The 20,954-nt window shown below is 64.3% G+C and carries 17 protein-coding genes; 11 read left to right on the top strand and 6 right to left on the bottom strand.

Annotated features, from left to right (window positions below; genetic code table 11):
• Positions 1 to 19 precede the first annotated feature (19 nt).
• The 6 genes from mmsA (at position 20) to galE (ending at position 7,102) form a co-directional block, all read left to right on the top strand.
• Entirely contained in the window at positions 20 to 1,558 is a 1,539-nt protein-coding gene (mmsA, locus tag BKX98_RS10220) for a multiple monosaccharide ABC transporter ATP-binding protein (RefSeq protein WP_038992820.1), read from the top strand.
• A complete protein-coding gene (gene mmsB, locus BKX98_RS10215) occupies positions 1,555 to 2,736 on the top strand; it encodes a multiple monosaccharide ABC transporter permease (RefSeq protein ID WP_073707145.1) in 1,182 nt (393 codons plus the stop codon). The genes mmsA and mmsB overlap by 4 nt, the downstream gene beginning before the upstream one ends.
• 93 nt (positions 2,737 to 2,829) lie before the next feature.
• Positions 2,830 to 3,774: an aldose 1-epimerase family protein gene (locus BKX98_RS10210; protein ID WP_158024688.1), complete on the top strand. Its 945-nt coding sequence runs from the start codon at positions 2,830 to 2,832 to the stop codon at positions 3,772 to 3,774.
• A 66-nt stretch (positions 3,775 to 3,840) separates the two neighbouring features.
• Positions 3,841 to 4,950: a galactose-1-phosphate uridylyltransferase gene (gene galT, locus BKX98_RS10205; RefSeq protein WP_198934361.1), complete on the top strand. Its 1,110-nt coding sequence runs from the start codon at positions 3,841 to 3,843 to the stop codon at positions 4,948 to 4,950.
• Positions 4,947 to 6,143 (top strand): galactokinase, encoded by a 1,197-nt coding sequence (galK, locus tag BKX98_RS10200; protein ID WP_073707142.1) that lies wholly within the window; start codon positions 4,947 to 4,949, stop codon positions 6,141 to 6,143. The genes galT and galK overlap by 4 nt, the downstream gene beginning before the upstream one ends.
• Positions 6,140 to 7,102, top strand: a complete 963-nt coding sequence (galE, locus tag BKX98_RS10195; protein WP_073707141.1) for a UDP-glucose 4-epimerase GalE — start codon at positions 6,140 to 6,142, stop codon at positions 7,100 to 7,102. The genes galK and galE overlap by 4 nt, the downstream gene beginning before the upstream one ends.
• On the opposite strand, the gene BKX98_RS10190 is transcribed toward galE, so the two are convergent.
• Together BKX98_RS10190 and BKX98_RS10185 are read right to left on the bottom strand one after the other, a co-directional pair.
• Positions 7,103 to 8,131, bottom strand: coding sequence for a Gfo/Idh/MocA family protein (locus BKX98_RS10190; RefSeq protein WP_073707140.1), 1,029 nt, complete (start codon positions 8,129 to 8,131; stop codon positions 7,103 to 7,105).
• Positions 8,132 to 8,238: 107 nt separating this feature from the next.
• Entirely contained in the window at positions 8,239 to 9,882 is a 1,644-nt protein-coding gene (locus BKX98_RS10185; RefSeq protein ID WP_073707266.1) for an amidohydrolase, read from the bottom strand.
• A gap of 111 nt (positions 9,883 to 9,993) precedes the next feature.
• Between BKX98_RS10185 and BKX98_RS10180 the strand changes: the two genes are divergently transcribed.
• From BKX98_RS10180 to BKX98_RS10170, 3 genes are all read left to right on the top strand, one after another.
• Entirely contained in the window at positions 9,994 to 10,659 is a 666-nt protein-coding gene (locus BKX98_RS10180) for a TetR family transcriptional regulator (protein ID WP_158024687.1), read from the top strand.
• Between the two features lie 345 nt (positions 10,660 to 11,004).
• Positions 11,005 to 12,366 carry an APC family permease gene (locus tag BKX98_RS10175; protein WP_073707138.1) on the top strand — a complete coding sequence of 454 codons (1,362 nt, stop codon included), beginning with the start codon at positions 11,005 to 11,007 and terminating at the stop codon, positions 12,364 to 12,366.
• Between the two features lie 58 nt (positions 12,367 to 12,424).
• Positions 12,425 to 13,300: a serine aminopeptidase domain-containing protein gene (locus BKX98_RS10170; protein ID WP_073707137.1), complete on the top strand. Its 876-nt coding sequence runs from the start codon at positions 12,425 to 12,427 to the stop codon at positions 13,298 to 13,300.
• Between the two features lie 13 nt (positions 13,301 to 13,313).
• Here BKX98_RS10170 and BKX98_RS10165 read toward each other — a convergent pair whose 3' ends face one another.
• Positions 13,314 to 14,108, bottom strand: coding sequence for a carbon-nitrogen hydrolase family protein (locus tag BKX98_RS10165; RefSeq protein WP_073707136.1), 795 nt, complete (start codon positions 14,106 to 14,108; stop codon positions 13,314 to 13,316).
• Between the two features lie 75 nt (positions 14,109 to 14,183).
• Positions 14,184 to 15,212, bottom strand: a complete 1,029-nt coding sequence (locus BKX98_RS10160) for an aldo/keto reductase (RefSeq protein WP_073707135.1) — start codon at positions 15,210 to 15,212, stop codon at positions 14,184 to 14,186.
• Positions 15,213 to 15,405: 193 nt separating this feature from the next.
• Here BKX98_RS10160 and BKX98_RS10155 point away from each other — a divergent pair, with 193 nt between their 5' ends.
• On the top strand, positions 15,406 to 16,011 hold the full coding sequence (locus tag BKX98_RS10155; protein ID WP_073707134.1) for a TetR family transcriptional regulator: 606 nt from the start codon (positions 15,406 to 15,408) through the stop codon (positions 16,009 to 16,011).
• 187 nt (positions 16,012 to 16,198) lie between these two features.
• Here BKX98_RS10155 and BKX98_RS10150 read toward each other — a convergent pair whose 3' ends face one another.
• Positions 16,199 to 17,716: a cation:dicarboxylate symporter family transporter gene (locus tag BKX98_RS10150; RefSeq protein ID WP_073707133.1), complete on the bottom strand. Its 1,518-nt coding sequence runs from the start codon at positions 17,714 to 17,716 to the stop codon at positions 16,199 to 16,201.
• Positions 17,717 to 18,152: 436 nt separating this feature from the next.
• On the opposite strand from BKX98_RS10150, the gene BKX98_RS10145 reads away from it, so the two are divergent.
• Positions 18,153 to 20,006: an ABC transporter ATP-binding protein gene (locus BKX98_RS10145; RefSeq protein WP_073707132.1), complete on the top strand. Its 1,854-nt coding sequence runs from the start codon at positions 18,153 to 18,155 to the stop codon at positions 20,004 to 20,006.
• Between the two features lie 56 nt (positions 20,007 to 20,062).
• On the opposite strand, the gene BKX98_RS10140 is transcribed toward BKX98_RS10145, so the two are convergent.
• Entirely contained in the window at positions 20,063 to 20,836 is a 774-nt protein-coding gene (locus BKX98_RS10140; RefSeq protein ID WP_073707131.1) for an IclR family transcriptional regulator, read from the bottom strand.
• Between the last annotated feature and the right edge of the window lie 118 nt (positions 20,837 to 20,954).

Genomic DNA, 20,954 nt, shown 5'->3' with positions numbered 1-20,954 from the left:
CACCAAGGACGTCTGCACTATGGACACCACGATCCTGCACATGCAGGACATCACCAAGACTTTTCCCGGAGTCAAGGCGCTGGACGGCGTCAACCTATCGGTTCGCAAGGGCGAAATCCACGCCATCTGCGGAGAGAACGGCGCCGGAAAATCCACCCTCATGAAGGTGCTCTCCGGGGTCTACCCGCACGGCAGCTACGAGGGCAAGATCATTTTCGAGGGCGAGGAACTCAAGGCCTCGAACATCAAGGATTCCGAGGCCCAGGGCATCGTGATCATCCACCAGGAGCTGGCCCTGGTGCCCTACCTCTCGGTGGCGGAGAACATCTTCCTCGGCAACGAGACCTCCCGTGGCGGCTTCATCGACTGGAACGAAACCAACCATCGCGCCGCCGACCTGCTGGCCCGCGTGGGCCTGCACGAGCAGCCGGTCACCCCGGTCGGCCAGCTCGGTGTCGGCAAGCAGCAGCTGGTGGAAATCGCCAAGGCGCTGAGCAAGAACGTGAAGCTGCTGATCCTGGACGAACCGACCGCCGCGCTGAACGACGACGACTCCGAGCACCTGCTGAACCTGCTGCGCGAACTGCGCGAGCAGGGCATCACCTCGATCATCATCTCGCACAAGCTCGGCGAGATCGAGGACATCGCCAACACCACCACCATCATCCGCGACGGCCAGTCCATCGAAGCCCTGGACATGGCTGACCCCGCCTCCAACCAGAACCGCATCATCCGCGGCATGGTCGGCCGCGAGCTCTCCGCCCGCTACCCGCAGCGCGAGCCGCAGATCGGCGACGTGGTCTTCGAGGTGCGCGACTGGTCGGTCCAGCATCCGGTCCAGCAGGACCGCACCGTGGTGGAGCACGCAAGCCTCGACGTGCGCGCCGGCGAAATCGTCGGCATTGCCGGGCTCATGGGCGCCGGGCGCACCGAACTGGCGATGAGCATCTTCGGCCACAGCTACGGCCGGAACATCACCGGCACCGTGCTGATGGGCGGCAAGCCGGTGGACACCTCCACGGTGGGCAAGGCCATTGGCGCCGGCATCGCCTACGTCTCGGAGGACCGCAAGAAGTTCGGGCTGAACCTCATCGAGGACATCCGCGTGAACACCACCGCGGCCGGACTGGGCAAGATCTCCTCGAAGGGCTTCGTGGACGGCAACAGGGAAATCCAGATCGCCGAGCACTACCGCAAGTCCATGCGCATCAAGACCCCCAACGTCATGGCGAAGGTCGGCAACCTCTCGGGCGGCAACCAGCAGAAGGTCGTGCTGGGCAAGTGGCTGCACACCGCCCCCGAGCTGCTGATCCTCGACGAGCCCACCCGCGGCATCGACGTCGGCGCCAAATACGAGATCTACACGATCATCAACGAGCTGGCCGCGGCCGGCAAGGCAGTGCTGGTGATCTCCTCCGAACTGCCCGAGCTGCTGGGCATCTGCGACCGCATCTACACCCTGGCCTACGGCCGGATGACCGGCCAGCTGCCGCGCAGCGAAGCCACCCAGGAACGCCTCATGGAACTCATGACCATCGAGAAGGAAAGCACCCGATGACCATCACAAACGAGCTGAAGGATATCTTCACCAAGAACTTGCGCACCTCGGGCATCTACATTGCCTTCGTGCTCATCGTGGTGCTGTTCACCATCCTGACCAACGGCCTGCTGCTCAGCCCGATCAACATCACCAACATCATCCTGCAGTACTCCTACGTGCTGATCCTCGCACTGGGAATGATCATCGTGATCGTGGCCGGGCACATCGACCTTTCCGTCGGTTCACTGGTCGCCCTGACCGGCGCGGTCTCCGCGGTGCTGGTGATCAAGAACGACATGCCATGGTGGGCAGGCATGCTCGCCGGCATCGCGGTCGGCGGGTTGTGCGGTGTGTGGCAGGGTTTCTGGGTCGCGTACGTGGGCATTCCCGCGTTCATCGTGACGCTGGCCGGCATGCTGCTCTTCCGCGGCCTGACCTACGAAGTGCTCAACAACGTTTCGCTCTCGCCGTTCCCCGGCGAATACGGCCAGATCGCCGGCGGCTTCCTCAACGGCCTGCTTGGCGGCAACGGCTTCGACCTGTTCACCGTGATCATCGGCGTGATCGCCGTCGTGGGCCTGTTCTACTCGCAGTGGCGCAATCGCGCAGGCCGGGCAAAGTACGGCCAGAGTGTCGAGTCGATGGCCATGTTCCTGGCCAAGAACATCATTTCCGGCGCCATCATCCTCTGGTTCTTCTGGCAGATCGCCACCAGCCGCGGCATGCCGATCGTGCTGATCATCCTGGCCGCCCTGATCCTGGGCTACCACGTGCTGACCACCAAGACCGTCTTCGGCCGCCACGTCTACGCCATCGGCGGCAACCTCTCCGCCGCGAAGCTCTCGGGCGTGAACGTGAAGAAGATCAACATGTGGATCTTCATCAACATGGGCTTGCTGGCAGGCGTGGCCGGCGTGGTCTTCTCCTCGCGCTCCAACGGCGCCCAGCCAGGTGCCGGCAACATGTTCGAGCTGGATGCGATCGCCGCCTGCTTCATCGGCGGGGCCTCGACCACCGGCGGCGTAGGCCGGGTGACCGGCGCGATCGTCGGCGGACTGGTGATGGCGGTGCTCTCCAATGGCATGCAGCTGATGGGCGTCGGCGCCTCCACCCAGCAGATCGTCAAGGGCGTGGTGCTGCTGCTGGCAGTGGCCTTCGACATCTACAACAAGCGCCGCGCAGGCGCCGGCAACTAGGCTGCGGCTTGCTGCCACGGCCCTCCCGCACGCGATGGCGGGAGGGCCCGCCCATGCCCGATGGTTTCCCAGCACAGCACGAAGGATGACGAAATGGATTGCCAATCAATGCCGCAGCAGGACACCGCCAACGGAACGGTGCTCACGCTGCAAGCCCACGGCTTCACCGCGCAGCTGGCCACGGTGGGCGCCACCCTGGTGTCCCTGGAATATGACGGCCGCCCGCTGGTGCGCGCCTTCGATCCGCGCGGTGAGCGCCCGGTGTTCTCCGGAGCGATCCTGGCTCCCTGGCCCAACCGGGTGATCGACGGGGCCTACCACTGGGAAGGCATGGAGTTGCAGTTGCCGATCACCGAGCCGGAGCGCGGCCACGCGCTGCACGGCCTGGTGGCCGATACCAGCTTCGAGATCACCGGGCGCAGCGGCAGCTCCGCCCAGCTGCGCACCGTGATCGCGCCGAACCCCGGCTACCCCTATGAGGTGCAGCTGGTGATCGACTACCGGCTGGAAGCCGGCGGGCTGCGCACCATCGCCACCGCCACCAACCTCGGGCAGGGCACCGCGCCCTTCGCCTGGGGTTCGCACGCCTACCTGGTCGCACCGGGCAAGAAGGCGGATGAATGGACTTTCACCCTGCCAGCCGGCAAGGTGCAGCTCACCGACGGCGCGCGCCTGCTGCCGCAGGAGGTGGTTCAGGTGGCTGGCACCGAGCTGGATTTCCGCACCCCGAAGCCGATCGGGGACCTCTTCATCGATCATGCCTACACTTCCCTGGCCGCCGGCGCGGACGGCTTGTTCAGCGCATCGATCACCGACACCAAGGGCCTCGGGTCGCAGATCACCTGGGACGAAGCCTGCCCGTGGGTCCAGATCCACACGGCAGACCGTGATGACCCGGCGCTTGACCGCACCGGGCTGGCCATCGAGCCGATGACCTGCCCGCCCGGCGGCTTCAACTCCGGCCAAGACGTCATCGCGCTGGCCCCGGGCGCCAGCCATGAAGCCAGCTGGCTGATCGGCCCGGTCCAGCCGAGCTAACCCGCAGGCGCGCCCGCCGCGCCGCCTACATATTTGCACCACCACTAGCCCATTGGAGAGATGGCCATGCCGCAAGGCTCCGCAGCATATGAAGCAGCCCACCGGGTGCATCACCTGGCCGATGGCCGCGAAGCGATCTTCTTCGCCGATGCCAACGCCGCCGTGCCCGAACCGGCGGCCGATACCCGGCCGCTGGATCCGCGCGGGGAACCCGGCGAGCTGCGCTACGACCGGCTGACCGGAGACTGGGTGGCCGTAGCGGCCCACCGCCAGTCGCGCACCTACCTGCCGCCCAAGGAAGAATGCCCGCTATGCCCCAGCGCGCACGGGCGCATGAGCGAAATCCCCGCCGAGGACTTCAACGTGGTGGTCTTCGAGAACCGCTTCCCGTCGCTCGGCCCGGCACTGGGTTCGATTCCATCCGCCGCACCGGTGCAGGTTCCAGCCCCGGCCTACGGGCGCTGCGAAGTCGTGGTGTTCACCCCCGAGCACACCGGCTCCTTCGCCTCGCTGGATGACGCCCGGGCACGCACCGTCATCGAGGCCTGGGCGCAGCGCACCGCCGCATTATCCGCGATGGAAGGCATCGAGCAGGTCTTCGTCTTCGAGAACCGCGGCCAGGACATCGGCGTGACCCTGCACCACCCGCACGGGCAGATCTACGCCTACCCGTACCTGGCCCCGACCGCAGCCAAGATGGCGGGCCAGGCGGTGGCGCACCTGGCGAACACCGGACGCCCCCTGGTGCAAGACATCCTGGACTTCGAGCGCAATGAAGGCACGCGCATGGTGCGCCAAGGCGAGCACTTCTCCGTGTTCGTGCCCTATGCCGCCCGGTGGCCGCTGGAAGCCCATCTGGTCCCGCACCGCCACGTGCCGGATCTCGCAGCGCTCAACGACGGCGAGAAAGCCGAACTGGCAGTGATGTACCGGGATCTGCTGCGCGGAGTCGACGCGCTGTACGACACCCCCACACCCTATATTGCCGCTTGGCACCAGGCTCCGTTGGAACCGGAAGCCCGTGCGGCGGCACGGCTGCACCTGCAGCTGACCAGCCCGCGCCGGGCAGCTGGCAAATTGAAGTACCTGGCCGGTTCGGAAGCCGCCATGGGCGCCTTCATCAACGACGTTCCGGCCGAGCAGGCCGCCGCCCGGCTGCGCGAGGTCATGCCATGAGCCGCAGCGGAAGCGGGGAAACCGCGGCACGGGTCAATGCCCTGCGCGAGAAGTTCGGCAAAGCCTACGGCCACCGGCCCGAAGGCATCTGGCGCGCCCCGGGACGGGTGAACCTGATTGGCGAGCATACCGACTACAACTTGGGCTATGTGCTGCCCTTCGCCATCGACAAGAACGCGCTGGTGGCCGTGCGCCGCAAGTCGCAGCTGGAGCCGGGCAGCCAGGTGCTGGACTTCGCCTCCACCTACGGGGCAGGCGACGAGCCGCCGATCACCTCGATCACCGTCGATGAGCTGGTGCCCCGGGCGGTGCCCGGCTGGGCTGCCTACCCGGCCGCCGTGCTGTGGGCATTGAACCAGCTCGATGGCGTGCAAATTGGCGGGCTGGAGCTGATGGTCGACTCCGATGTCCCGGTGGGTTCCGGGCTGTCCTCCTCGCATGCCCTGGAAGTGGCGACTGCCGTGGCGCTGGATGACCTCTACGGCCTTGGGTTGTCCAAGGTGCAGATGGCCCAGCTGACCCAGCGGGCCGAGAACGAGTTCGTGGGCGCCCCGACCGGAATCATGGACCAGAGCGCCTCGCTGATGTCCCATGCGCAGCACGCGCTCTTCCTGGATTGCCGTTCCATGGAAACCCAGGCAGTGCCGTTGCCGTTGGCGCAGCACGACGCGGTGGTGCTGGTCATCGATACCCGCGTCGAGCATTCGCATGTGGATGGCGGCTATGCCGCCCGCCGTGCCAGCTGCGAGCAGGCCGCCGCGGCACTGGGGGTGGAATCCTTGCGGGAAGTGCACAGCGTCGCGGAATTGGAGGCCATCGCCGACCCGGTGGCCCGGCGCCGCGCCAAGCACATCGTGACCGAGAACCAGCGGGTGCTCGATGCCGTCGCAGCGCTGCGCGCCTCGGACCTGGATGCGGTAGGCAAGCTGCTGTGCCAGTCCCACGAATCCATGCGCGACGACTACGAGATTTCCAGCGAGGAACTGGACGCCGCCGTGGAGGCGGCCATGGCGGCCCGAGCCATCGGCGCCCGCATGACCGGTGGCGGTTTTGGCGGCAGCGCCATTGCCCTGGTCAAGCGCGAGCGGATCGAGCCGGTCAGCCAGGCCGTCCGCGAGGCCTTTGACCACGCCGGCTATGTCGAGCCGGCCATTTTCACCGTCATTGCAGATGAAGGAGCAGGCCGGGCATGAGTTGGCTAGTGACCGGCGGAGCCGGGTATATCGGATCGCACGTGGTGCGTTCGCTGCAGGCGGCGGGGTTCGAACCGGTCGTCGTGGACTCGATGTCCAGCGGGGTGCGCTCCTTCGTTCCCGAGCAGGTGCCGTTCTACCAGTTGAGCATCCTGCAGACCGAGAAGCTCGTGGAAATCATGAAGCGCCACGAGGTTACCGGGGTCATCCACCTGGCCGGCTACAAGTACGCCGGCGAATCGGTGAAGCACCCGCTGCTGGCCTTCGAGCAGAATGCCACCGGCACCGCGCACCTGCTCGATGCCATGGCAACAGCCCGCGTGCACAATATGGTCTTCTCCTCATCGGCCGCCGTCTACGGCACCCCGTCCGAAGATGTGGTCACCGAAGCCACCGGCACCTTCCCCGAATCCCCGTATGGCCAGAGCAAGCTCGTGGGGGAGTGGCTGATCCGCGACCAGGCGGTGGCCGCCGGGCTGAAGCACACTTCGCTGCGCTACTTCAACGTGGTTGGATCGGGCAGCGAAGAACTCTATGACGCGAGCCCGCACAACCTGTTCCCGCTGGTGTTCCAGGCGTTGAATGCCGGCAAGTCCCCGAAGGTCTTCGGCACCGACTACGGCACCCCCGATGGCACCTGCGTGCGCGACTATGTGCATGTCGCCGACCTCGCGCTGGCGCATGTGGAAGCGGCCAGGAAGCTGGAGGCGGGCGAGGCGTTGGAGCCGGTCTACAACCTGGGTTCAGGTGATGGCGTCTCGGTGCGGCAGATCATGGACGCGGTCGCCGAGGTGACCGGCATCGGCTTCACCGCTATTGAGGAAGCCCGCCGTCCGGGCGATCCGGCGCGCATCGTTGCCGACGGCAAGCTGGCCGCCCGCGACCTGGACTGGAGGATGCGCCACAGCCTGGCGCAGATGGTGCACAGCGCCTGGGAGGCCTCGGCGCAGCGCCGCTGACTAGCCGGTGCGCAGTTTTGCGGCGATCGCGTCCATGGTCTGGGCAATCGCCAGCGACTCGTCCAGCGGCATGACCGGCGACTCGGTCAATCCATCGGCGATGCACCGGGCTACGTGGGCCGCTTCGAAGCCCAAGCCGGCAGCCGGCGAGGTTTCGGCGAACTCGCGGCTGTCGGCGATCCTGCCGTCGGCACTGCGCAGCACCAGCGCGGAACCGCAGCAAATCGGGCGCTGCAGCTCCAGGGTGCCTTCGGTGCCGGCAATCCACGCGCCCTGCGGCGAATCGGTTTCGATGCTGCTGAAGACCGTTGCCGTGGAGCCGTCCTCATTGGCGAGCACCGCGGTGAAGGACGCATCGACACCGGTGGGGGCCATGCGTCCCGAAGCGTGCAGAAGCTGCTTGGCAGGGGAGACCATGGCGCTGAAGGCGATGGGATAGACGCCGACATCCAGAAGGGCCCCGCCGCCCAGTGCCGGATCGAAGATGCGCGAGCCGTAGTCGACCTCGAACCTGGCGCCGAAATCAGCCTGGATGGTGATCACCTGCCCGAGCATTCCGGACTCGATGACCTGCGACAGCACATTGCCGATCGGCAGGAACCGCGACCACATTGCTTCCATGGCGAACACCCCGGCAGCCCTGGCCGCCTCGATGATCCGGGAGGTTTGCCGGGCATCCAGGCTCATCGGCTTCTCCACCAGGACATGCTTGCCAGCGGCGATGGCCTTGAGCGCCAGGTCCGCGTGGCCGCTGTGCGGGACAGCGATATAGATGGCATCCACCGCAGGGTCGTCGAGTACCGCATCGTAGGAGCCGCAGGCCCGGGTTCGCCCATCCCCGTAGGTGCGCGCGAACTGCTCGGAGCGGGCCAAGGTGCGCGAACCGACGGCTCCGATCCGGCTGGAGGTCAAGTTGTTCAGCGACTGGGCAAACTGCGAGGCGATCCACCCCGGCCCGAGAATGCCCCAATTCAGCGCGGGAGCGGAGGAGGGATGGGGCAGTGTGGATTCGGGCAGGGCTAGTGGCACGTCAGGCTCCGATGGCAGGCAAGGTCAGATGGCTGTTTCTACCCTAAGCGGAGGATGGCCCTGGTGGAAGAGCCATGCCAGCTGCCAGGCAGCAGGCGTCTGCCCCGCTACTGGCCCGCGCTCGCCGGCTGCGCGTCGACGGACCGAAGCTCGGCTCCCAGATCCACCAGCCGGCCATCGACATAGGTGCCCAGCACGGCCAGGGTGCCTAGCTCTTCCGGGGATACCGACAGCGGATCTGCTGCGAAGATGGTCAGGTCCGCGGGCATCCCGGTTTCCAAGCGGCCGCCGGTGGCACCGGTGCTTTCGTAGACGTTCACGGTGTAGCCTTCCAGCGCTTCGCGAGCCGACAAGCGATGTCGTGGCTGCACGCTGTCGCTGCCGGGCACTTCGGTGCGCCTGCGGGTCTGCGCGTCCGCCATGATCAGCCGCGGATCGAAGGGGGCAATGGGCCAGTCGGAGCCCAGCGCCAGCACCATGCCGGCATCCTTGACATCACGCAGGCGGTAGGCGAAGCTTGCGCGATGCTGGCCCAGCCGCCGGGACCAGGCATCAGATCCGTCGGCGCGGACAAAGTGCGTGCAATGCGTGGGCTGCATGCTGATGGTGGCCCCGGAAGCCTTGAGCCGGGCGAAATCCTCGTCGTTGAGTTCTTCGAGATGCTCGATCCGGTGGCGAAGCCCATTGCGGGGCAGCGATGCGATGGCGGAAATGACGAAACCTATGCCCTGGTCGCCGATGGCATGGGTCGTGGTGGTTACGCCTGCCTGGGCAAGGGTGCGCAGATTGGCCACATAGCGGCTTGGATCCAGGTAAAGGGATTCGGTGGATTCGCCTTCGGTGTCTGGCTCGTAGAGCCACGCCGTGCCGTTGTCCACGGTGCCGTCGATCATCAGCTTGGCGCCGCGCACCTGCCAGCGCCGTCCGCGTTCTGCCTGCAGCGCGATGACCTGGTCGAGGGTTTCTGCCGGATCGCTGGCCATGATCCACGGGGCGATGCGCAGCTTGATGGGCAATTCGCCGCGCAGCTCCAGGCGCCGGAAGATCTCCAATGAATCAGGATCGGCCAGATCCAGCATTTCCCCGCCGGTCAGCCCGCTGGCCGCCATGTCCCGCAGCAGCCGATAGACGGCTTCCACCTTGTCGTCGATGCCCAGCACCGGCAGGGCCTTTTCGGCTAGCGCCATGGCCGCGAATTCCCGGAGGAAGCCCGTGGGCCGGCCATCGGAGTCCACTACGACGCTGGAGCCGTCGGCGAAGCTCTCGGTGCCGTCGATGCCCGCGCGCTGGAGCATCGCCGAGGAGGCCACGGCTGAATGCGCATCGAAGCAGGTGGCATAGCTGGCCCGCCCCGGGGCGGCCTCGTCGAGGAACTGCCCGCTGGGCTCCGCGGTGCCGAAGATCGCCACGTTCAGTCCATGGCCGAGCACCACATCCCCGGGAGCACAGGCCTGCGCATGCCCTGCGATGAGGCGTTTGGCTTCATCGAGCGTCCTGGCATCGCCGAGAAACACGCCTCGGGCCACCGACTGCCCGAAGACCGGATGGATGTGCGCATCTACTAGCCCCGGGGTAATCGCGGCTTCGCCATAGTCGATGACCGTCGTTCCGTCTGCGATCCAGCCTTGGGCCTGCTCCCTGGTGCCTACATGCGAGATACGGCCATCGGTGATCCCCAAGGCGCTGGCAGGGTGCTCCTGGGCCAGTGTGTGGATGGTCCTTGCGTAAAGCACAGTCTGCGGACCGGTCATCATTCGTCTCCTTAAATTAATAGCGTTAATTATTTTTGAGTCTAAACGGAGCCGAGCCAGCTGTCCATGGTTGGATGGAAGCGGATTAACCCACGACGCAGGATGGTTTTCATGTCGCAAAGAGTCGCCGGCCGGCCGGCTACGCCGATCCTGACCCAGCAGGGCATTGTCGATGCGGCCTTTGCCCTGCTTGAAGAAGCCGGGCCAGAGGAGTTCTCCATGGGGCGCCTGGCGCGCTCCTTGGGTGTGCGTACGCCTGCGCTCTACAACCACGTGGACAACCGCCAGCACCTGGTGAACCTGATGCGCCGCGACATGGTGCGATCCATTGAGCGGAACATGCTGGCTGATTTGCCGTGGACCGAAGCGCTGTTCCATTTCGCGGTGCTCTTCCGCGAAGCGTTGCTCCGGGTTCCCGCGGCAGTGGAACTGATTGTCGCCACGCCCATTTCCGAGGAATCGGAATCCGGTGTCATCTATGAGGAAATGGGCCGGATCCTGCGCCGCGCCGGCGTGGCCGTGCCGCGCATTCTCATGGTCATGGTGGCGATCGAGTCGCTGATTGTCGGGGCTGCCCTGGATATCGTCGCCCCGGGGGCCCATGTTGCCACCGTGCCGGCAGACGACCGGGGAACTGTCCGCAGCAGCCACGGCGAGGTGATGGATCTGGGTGAGGCCTATGCGCGGCAGGCTCGCACCAGCGTCAGCTACCAGTCATTTGAGTTCGGGCTCCGGGCGATCATTTCCGCGGTCGAGCGGGAAGTCTCCCAGTCCTAGCGGCCCGTTGATTTCTGCAGGCGGATGTTTCCCTGAAATTAATAATATAAATTTATTTTGGTCTGCCGTCGTTTCCGAAGCGGGATGCCTCCACCGCATGCCGTGATCAACAAGCTCCAAGTCATGCAAGTGATCCGCCTTGCCCGTGCGGGTTCCACGGCAAATATTCGCCCCGGTTCACCTGCCCGAAACATCGCCTTGCGGGCAGATCCCCCTTGTTTTCGGTGAGCTATGTCACTACATTAAGTGAACGATATTCATTATTTAGGGCAGTGAGTGCGGATGCCCTGGAACGTCTGACTCGTCATGGAGTGGCGATGGGGCAATTGCACAGAAGGAGCCACGATGAAGCAGGTCCAGCAAGGCGTGCGAAGCGCAGCGGAAGCACCCGCGCAGATGAACAGGGTGCTCGGGCTGCCTAACCTGGTGCTTTTCGGCATGGTGTACATGGTGCCGCTGACCATCTTCAGCACCTACGGCATTGTCACCGAAATTACCGGCGGCCGGCTTCCGGTAGCTTACGCGATCACCTTGGTCGCGATGCTTTTCACGGCACGATCGTACGGCTTGATGTCGCAGGCTTTCCCGGTAGGCGGATCGGCCTACGTTTACACCCAGCGCTCTTTCGGGTCGAACATCGGTTTCATGGCGGGCTGGGCGCTTCTGTTGGATTACCTCTTCCTGCCCATGATCAACTACCTGCTCTTGGGGATCTACCTCAACGAGTTCTTCCCGGCGATTCCGCCCTGGGCCTTCATGCTGGCTGGGATGGTGCTGGTGACAGTCCTTAATATCGTTGGCATTGTATCTGTGGCCAGAACGAACATCGTTATTATCGGCTTCCAGTTCCTGTTCATCATCCTGTTCGTCGGCTTCTCCATTGCCTACCTCCGCGGGCAGGCCACCGTTGATCTCTTCGCGCCATTGCGCGGTTCCGGGGAGGCGGGCGGATTCGCTTCACTGGCCGCGGGCGCCGCGATCCTCTGCCTTTCCTTCCTCGGCTTCGACTCGATCACGACATTCGCCGAGGAAGCCCGCAATCCGAAGCGCGATTTGCCGCGCGCCATCTTGCTCACGACCTTGATCTGCGGTTTCCTGTTCGTGGCCCTGGCCTACCTCTCGCATTTGGTTTACCCGAGCCATGAATTCGCGAACGCGGATTCGGCCTCCATCGATGTGGTCTTCACAGCGGGCGGCCAATTCCTCTCCATCTTCTTCACCGCTGGATTCATCTGCGGCGCAATGGGATCGGCACTAGTCTCGCAGTCATCTGTGTCGCGAATCCTTTACAGCATGGGACGCGACGGCGTCCTTCCCCGACGGGTCTTCGGGTACCTGCACCCCCGCTTCAAGACGCCGACGTTCGTGATCATCATTGTTTCCCTGATTTCGCTGACCGCCCTGTTCGCGAGCCTGGAAATGGTCTCCGCGATGATCAGCTTCGGCGCACTTGTCGCCTTCTCTGCAGTGAACCTCGCCGTGATCAAGTACTTCTTCTTGGCCCACCGCCAACGCGGAATGGCGGCTACGGTCAATTATCTGGTGCTTCCGCTGATTGGCCTGGCGCTGACAATCTGGCTATGGACGAGCCTCAGTGCTCTCTCGCTGGTGATCGGCTTGGCCTGGATCGGGCTGGGCCTGGTGTATCTCGCCTACGTGACTGGTGGATTCAAGCGTAAAGCACCAATGCTGGATCTTGCTGATTAGTATCCTGTGCCGCAAAAAGCCCGTTTACTGGTGAGTAACATGTGGCTAGGATGGCGGTATGCAACCCCAGAGCATCATCAGCGAAGCAGTGCGCATTCTCGTCACAGCCAAGGACAGTGTCCAGGCCACGGTGTTCAAGCCAGCCGGAGACCCGCGCGGCGTGCTGGTGATTCATCCGGCGACCGCCACCCCGCAGCGCTTCTATCGCGCCTTGGCTGAAATGGCGACGCGCTCCTCAATGATTGCCGTGACCTACGACTATCGCGGCACCGGGCTGTCCGGCTCGCCCAAGGAACACAGCAGCCTGCGGATGCGCGACTGGATCCAGCAGGATATCCCAGCCGTCGCGCGGTGGGCGGCCGAGAGCTACCCCGACCTCCCGCACTACGCAGTGGGCCACAGCATCGGAGGGCATGGGCTGATCCTGGATTACGGCACCGAAGCGCTGTCGGCAGCGGTTATCGTCGCCAGCCATGTGGCCGCTTCGCGGACCATCACCCCGTGGCAGGAACGGGCCCGGGTCACCGCAATACTGAACGTCCTGGGCCCGGTGCTCAGCCGGGCCATGGGGTACATGCCCGGGCAGAAACTCGGATTGGGCGAAGATATCCCGGCAGCTGCCTTGCTCGAATGGAGCCGCTGGATCCGGAAACCCAACTACTTCTTCGATGACCCGAGCATGCAGGCCCGGACGCGTGCAGCCCGAACCCGGATTCCCATCCTGGCCGTCGGTGCCAGTGATGACCTGTGGGCAACGCCGCGGCAGATGGACCAGCTGACCGGGCACCTGGTCTCGGCCCCGGTACAGCGCCGGACCTGCACGCCAGATGAGCTCGGGGTGCCAGCTATCGGGCATCACGGGCTGATGCGGCGCGGGGTCGGGGATGCCGCCTGGCCGGACATGCTGCAGTGGCTGGAGAGCCGGAACTGCTGAGCCAGCCGCCTGGCTACAGGTCGACCGCGTTGGCCAGCACCGGCAGCTGCTGGCGCGCGACTTCGACCTGATCGAGGTCCAGGTCCACGACCAGCAGTTCGGGTTCCGCGCCGGCCCGGGCGATTACACGGCCCAGCGAATCAACCACGAGCGAGTGCCCGACGCCCAAAGGCGCCGTGCCGGTGACCGTGCGGCCAACACTTTGCGGATCAGCCTGGTCCACCGCCACCACGAAGGTCGTCGAATCCAGGGCACGGGCCTGAGCCAGAGTGGTCCACTGCTCGGCCTTCCCTTCGCCCTGGCCCCACGAAGCGCTGACAATGCAGATCAACGCGCCAGCCTGCGCATGGCGGGTGAACAAGCGCGGGAACCGCAGGTCATAGCAGGTGGCCAACCCGATGATCGTGCCCTCATGCTTGAACTGCACAGGGGACTGACCGGGCGTCACCGAATCCGACTCCGCATAGCCGAAGGCATCATAGAGATGGATCTTGTCGTAGTGGGTATCAACCCCGTCGCCGGCGACCAGCAAGGTGTTGCGTACCCGTCCGCCCTCGCCAGGGGTGAACATGCCCGCGGCGATGGTGATGCCGATCTCCCGCGCCTGCTGGCGAATCAGCGTAGCCCAGGGGCCATCCAGAGCCTGCGCGTATTTGGCGAGATCATGGCCGAAAGACACCTGCATCGCCTCGGGAAAGACCACCAGCGTTGCCCCTGCCTCCTTCGCCTGGCGGGCATGATCGCGCACCGTCACCAGATTGCGCTGGGGATCAGCGGTGCTCAGCACCTGCGCCAAAGCGATTCTCATGGGATAGTCCTTTCCTGTGGCGAACGGGTGGCGATGCGCTACGCTCACGACTCTACGCAGTAGCGATCAGCGAAGCTACATCTGGGCCATCTGGACCTCTTCGCGGCCCTTGGACACCGACATCACGTCCTTCTGGCGCTCGCCGTCCACTTGGGCGGCCAAGGCATCCAGTGCCGACAGGGATTCCGCGGACAAGCGGACATCCAGTGCCTGCAGGTTGTCATCGAAGTGCGCGCTGAAGCGCGTTCCCGGTATCGGGGATACGGCCACATCGAGTGCCCGCGCCTTTTCATAGACCCAGGCCAGCGACACCTGGGCAGTGGAGATGTTCTCGCGTTCGGCCACATCATTGATGACTTGGCGCAGCGGCTGGTTGTGCTCCATGCGGGATGCCTCGAAGCGCGGGAAGTTGCGGCGGATGTCCCCGGCCTCCAGCTGTTCCAGTGAATCCACTTCTCCGGTGAAGTATCCGCGGCCCAGCGACGCGTAGGTCACCAGGCCCACGCCCAGGTCGCTGGCGGTGGGCAGCAGCCAGCGCTCGATGTCGCGGCTGAAAATCGAATACTCCATCTGGATCGCGGCAATCGGATGCACCGCGTGGGCTCGGCGCAGCTCCTGGGAGGTCACCTCGGATAATCCGATGTACCGGATTTTCCCCGTTTCGACCAGCTCCTTGTAGGCGCCGACCGTCTCCTCAATCGGGACCCGGGAATCCACGCGATGGTAGTAGTACAGGTCCACGTGGTCCACGCCCAGGCGCTGCAGGCTCTCGTCCATGCATTTCTTGATGAAGGCGGGGTCGCCGTTGGCGCGTGGATCTCCCGGGTTCTTCGGGCGGACGATACCCGCCTTGGTTGCCAGCGTGACTTCGTCCCGTCGGGTTTTCAGCACCTGGGACAGCAGGGCTTCGTTGTGCCCATCGCCGTAGATGTTGGCGGTATCCAGGAACGTCACGCCGCGATCAATGACGTGGTTCAGTGTGCGCAAGGATTCGGCATCGTCGGCCGCGCCGTAGGGCCCGCTCAGCGACATGCAGCCAAAACCCTGCGCAGTGGTTTCCAGTCCTTGGCCGAGGTCGATGCGGTTTGGAATCTGCTGTGCCATGCTTGTCCTCATCAATAGTCGGTTTTCTGTACCCGAGCCTAGCGAAGCGGAAACGGCATGGCCTCATGCTCGAGGAAATATTGAGCCCCGTGAACCGATTCCGCTGCGACACACCCCTGAAGATCTCGTTTTGACCTGTATAAAGAGACTGAGTCTCACTTTCGTGAATTGATCTCAGAGTAAAATTCTTGCCATGGGGAGCGTGGTTCGCGATCGGGTTCGCGAGAAGATGAAAGCCGAGTTGGCGGAACGGGCCTATGCCGTTTTCGCTGAACGAGGCGTGGAGAGTGTCACCGTCCAGCAGGCAGCCCAAGCCATCGGAATTTCCCGCGCGACGTTCTTCCGCTACTTCTCCTCGAAAGAGGACGCGGTCGTTACCGCGCTGCGTTCCACGACCGGGCACTTCTCCGATGTGGCTACGTCCATGTCGTCGCAGCCGGGGGAGAGCTTGCTCGAGCTCCTGCGCCGCAGCTTTGAGTCGGCAGTGGAGTTCGCTGAAAAGGATCCGGCGACAATGATCAGCCGCATTGAATTGATCAGGAGCACCCCTGCGCTGCGGGCCAGCTGGCAGGAATCGCTGCGTGAGCAGCAGGTGACGCTGGCCCAGGCACTCTCGCCGTTCTGCGCGAACCAGCGGCTGGCTGAAACCGCCGCCTTGCTGGGCTTGTCCCTGTACGACCATGCGCTGGACCGCTGGGTTGGCAACACCGGCAGCACCGGCAGCACGCTGCGCGAGATCCTTGACGAGGCTTTTGACTTCGCCGCCATGATCGATGACAACTGGGCGGTCAGACGCTAGCAGGACCAGGGCCAATGGCGTGATCGTGGCTTCGGATTCCGGTTGGAGCACCATCCAGCGAAGCCCGCCTTCGGGCGAGCGCGGCTGCTGGAACATGGAACGGCCGGGTGCACTGGAGTATTTCCAGTGCACCCGGCCGCTCTGTGGTCAGGCTCCCCGCAGTTGCCCTGCCGGCAACGTAGCTGCCTCAGCTGCGCGCTTCTGCGCGTTCGTCACCGGAGTTGCTTCTCTGCGTGGCCGCAGCCGCTTCTGCTTCAGTTGCGGGCCTCATATCGAACTTTGGCAAGGCATCCGGGGAGGGGCCGCCACCGAACTTCGGCGAAGGCTGGCCGCCGTTGGCTACGCGGTCGGCTTCCAGTTCTTCCCATTCCTCATCGCGTCCGAGCATGCGGGCCGAATCCTCATTGGTGATTTCGCCGGCGAAAGCACGCTTCATCGCCTCGCGGTCGAACTGCCCTTCCCATTTGGCAACCACGAAGGTTGCTACGCAGTTGCCCAGCAGGTTCACGGCGACGCGCATCGAATCCATGATGCGGTCTGCGCCCAGCAGCAGGGCCACGCCGGCCACCGGGAAGATGCCCAGGGCAGCGGCAGTCGCCGACAAAGCCAGGAACGAGGATCCGGGGACGCCTGCCATGCCCTTGGAGGTCAGCAGCAGGATGCCCAGCGCGGCGAGCTGCTGGCCGAAGCTGAGATTGTGCCCGAACGCCTGGGCCAGGAACAGCAGCGAGATGGACAAGTAGATGGCTGCGCCATCGAGGTTGAAGGAATATCCGGTCGGGACCACCAGGCCGGTGGTGGCACGGGAGCATCCGGCATTGGTCAGTTTGGTCATGATCCTCGGCATCACGGATTCTGTCGATGCGGTGCCCAAGGCCAGCAGGAATTCCTCACGGGTGTACTTGATGAACTGCCAGAGCGAAACCCGGGCAAATCCCCAGGCGACCAGGAAGAGGATGCCGATGAACAGCAGGGCTGCGGCGTAGCAGGCAAGAATCAATTTTGCGTAGGTGCCCAGTGTCTCAATGCCGTATTGGCCGATGATGAAACCCATGGCGCCGAAGGCGCCCAGTGGAGCAACGCGCATGACCCAGCTCATGACCTTGAAAATCAGTTCCAGGATGTTCTCGAACACCGCGAGCAGCGGTGCACAGCGTTCCTGGCCGACCACGACAATTGCCGCGCCGAAGAAGACCGAGAAGAACAGCACCTGCAGCAGGTTGTTTTCGGCGAAGGCGCCGATCACGCTGACCGGAATGATTCCCAGGATGAAGTCGGCCGCGCCCTTGGCCTCCCCGGATTTCTCCTCGATGGCGCCGGCGTCGAGAGTTGACGGGTCGATGCTCAATCCGGCACCTGGCTGGAAGACATTGGCAATGATCAGGCCGAAGACCAGGGCGAAGACCGTGGCGCAGGTGAAGTAGAGCAAGGCCTTGACGCCGACGCGTCCCACTGCCTTGACGTCGCCCACCGCTGCGATGCCCGTGACGATCACCAGGAAGATCAGCGGCGCGATGATCATCTTGATCAGCATGATGAATCCGTCGCCCAACGGGCGCAATTCGGATCCAATCTTCGGCAAGAAGTGGCCGATCAAGACGCCGGCGACGATTGCAACGCCAAGCTGGAAGAACAAAGAAGTATAGAAAGGCTTCTTGGGGGTTGGTTCCGCGACTCGGAAGTCGTCTGCGGGTTTGATTTTCATGGCTGCTCCTGAGGATTGGCTCGCTCCGAGATATGTGCCTGGGGCTTGGATGGTGTCAACTGTAGGCCACGCCACAGTATTCCGCAATGAAAAAAGATAATTTCGAAATACGGAATAGTATCGTTCTGGATCATGGAATATTCAGAGTTTGACAGGTGATGATCCCGAACCTGACGCAAATGGGATCCGGCAACACGCGCATTTGCGCAGTATTGAAGGATGCTCTTTTGCAGGGTGCGCCTACGCGGAATGATCCCGGGGCAGAAGCTGTTCCTAATGCATGGATACCAATACTTGCGCCTCGGGCAATCCAGCTGTTTCACAGTGCCCGGCCACCGTAAGCTGACCCTCCCTAGAAGTCGCGGATGGCTTATTGGGATCATGGACAAAGGTGAAATCCACCGTTTACCTCCGGCAGAATTGAGAGCACTCGCAAATGAGCATGGAAAGCGCCGCCTGGCATTCGCTATGGAAGCTGTCGGGGGACAAAGGCAAGGCCTATGCTCCCACCACTCCCAAGCGGGTGCTGAAGTTCGCCTCCAGCTACAAGTCCCGCCTGCTGGTCTTCGTCATCTTCTCCATCCTCGCCGCCGTCCTGGCCGTGATCACCCCGGTGCTCGCCGGCCGGGTGGTAGACGAGATTGTCGCGCAATCCGGCATCCGGACGATCATCAATCTGGCGCTGCTCATGGCGGTGATCGCAATCCTGGATGCCGTGGTTTCCGTAGCCGTCCGCTGGTTCTCCTCGCGCCTGGGCGAAGGAATCATCTACGACCTGCGCACCGCGGTCTTCGACCATGTGCAGAAAATGCCGGTGGCGTTCTTCTCGCGCACCAGGACCGGTGCGCTGGTCAGCCGCTTGAACAACGACGTCATCGGCGCGCAGTCGGCCTTCGCCGGAACCCTGTCCGGCCTGGTTTCCAATACCGTGGCGCTGGTGCTCACCGCCGGAGTCATGTTCACCACCTCGTGGCAGGTCACGCTGATCGCACTGGTGCTGCTGCCGATCTTCCTGCTGCCCGCCCGCCATTTCGGCAAGTCCGTGGCCCTGCTGCGCCGTGAATCCGCGGAGCTGAATGCGACCATGGGCAACCAGATGACCGAGCGCTTCTCCGCGCCCGGCGCCACCCTGATCAAGCTGTTCGGCCGGCCCAAGGACGAGTCCGAGCAGTTCGCGTTGCGTGCCGGCAAGGTGCGCGATATCGGCGTCAAGATGGCCATGCGCCAGTTCTACTTCGTTGCCGCACTGACCCTTGTGGCTGCCCTGGCCCTCGCACTGGTCTACGGCCTGGGCGGCATGTACGCGGTGCGTGGCGATCTGGCTGCCGGCGACGTGGTGGTTCTGGGCATGCTGCTCACCCGCCTCTATACGCCGCTGACTGCCTTGGCCAACGCCCGCGTGGAAATCACCAGCGCGCTGGTCAGCTTCGACCGCGTCTTCGAGGTGCTGGACCTTCAGCCGCTGATTGCCGATGCGCCGAATGCCCGCCGGCTTGAGGCCGGCGCGGTGCCGGTGAAGTTCAACCACGTGAACTTCTCCTACCCGAGCGCGGACAAGGTCTCGCTGGCCTCGCTGGAGGAAGTGGCAGTCCTTGACACCCGGGGCGGCGAAGAAGTCCTGCATGATATCGACTTCGAGATCCCGGCAGGCCAGACCTATGCGCTGGTGGGTTCCTCCGGCGCCGGCAAATCCACTATCGCCTCGCTGCTGGCCCGCCTGTATGACGTGGACTCGGGCAGCATCGAACTGGCTGGCGAGGATATCCGGCAGCTCAAGCTGGATTCGCTACGGTCAACTGTGTCCATGGTGACCCAGGACGGCCACCTGTTCCACGAGAGCATCCGCTCCAACCTGGCCCTGGCCCGGCCGGAAGCAACCGAAGAGCAGATCTGGGAAGCGCTGGAGCGCGCCCGGCTCAAGCCCGTGATCGCCGCCCTGCCCGATGGACTGGACACCGTGGTGGGGGAGCGCGGCTACCGGCTCTCCGGCGGCGAACGCCAGCGCATGACCATTGCCCGCCTGCTGCTGGCAGCTCCCCAGGTGGTCATCCTGGATGAGGCAACCGCGGCCCTGGATTCGTCGAATGAGGCCGCGGTGCAGGCGGCGCTGGGCGAGGCACTGGAGCATCGCACCGCGCTGATCATCGCCCACCGCCTGTCGACCATCCGCTCGGCGGACCAGATCCTGGTCGTGGAGGGCGGGCGCATCGTCGAGCGCGGCACGCACAGCGAGCTGTTGGCCTTCGGCGGGCGCTACAGGGAGCTGCATGAAACCCAGTTCGCGCAGTAGCGCGCCGGTTCGGCGGTTACGGAGGTGACCAGGCACCAGCTGGAATTGCCGCCTGCCTAGTCCGCGGCGGCCACCAGCTGGCGGCCGAGCTCGCGGGCGGCTTCCTGCAATACCGGAACGGCCTTCTTCGTGAACTCGTCGTCCACGCGGGTGACCGGGCCGGAGACCGAAATTGCCATCGGCGTGGGTGCGCCCGGAACCGGCACGGCGATGCAGCGGACGCCCAATTCCTGCTCTTCCTCGTCGACGGCGTAGCCGCGCTCGCGGATCGCCTCGACATCGGTGAACAGCTTGCCCAGGGTGGTGATGGTATTGGCGGTCTTCGGCGGCATGCCCGCCTGCGAGACCAGGCGCTGCACGCGCTCGTCATCGAGCACCGAGAGCACGGCCTTGCCGACCCCGGAGTTGTGCAGCATGGCGCGGCGGCCTACTTCGGTGATCATGCGCATCGAGTGGGCTGACTGGACCTGGGCGATGTAGGTGACCATATCGCCATCGAGCACCGCGATATTCGCCGATTCGCCCAGCTTCGCGACCAGTTCCTTCAGTGCAGGGGAAGCCAGGGCGCCCAGCTGGCGGTTGGCGACCTCGCCCAACCGGATCAGCCGCGGGCCCAGCGAGTAGCGGCGATTGGGCAGCTGGCGCACGTAGCCCACGCCCACCAGGGTGCGCAGCAATCGGTGGATGGTCGGCAATGGCAGGGGAGTATCGGCGGCCAGCTCGCTGAGCGCCGCTTCGCCGCCGGCCCGCGCGATGACTTCCAGGAGCTCAAAAGCGCGTTCGACGGACTGGACGCCGCCGGTGGTGGACTTGCTGGCAGTCTGCGTCATCTTTGCTCCTTGTACAGGCAGTGGTTTTCGGAAACGGACTGCGCATTACTTCTACGATGCGAAATCCTTGTCCCAAGAATAGCGCAGAATCGGCCATTTCTTCCACGATCCGATATTA

Origin of the sequence: Glutamicibacter sp. 0426, assembly GCF_001906485.1 — a bacterium.
Taxonomy (GTDB): Bacteria; Actinomycetota; Actinomycetes; order Actinomycetales; family Micrococcaceae; genus Glutamicibacter; species Glutamicibacter nicotianae.
Note: the sequence above shows the minus strand (reverse complement) of the source record. Positions and strands in the feature narration are given on the sequence as shown.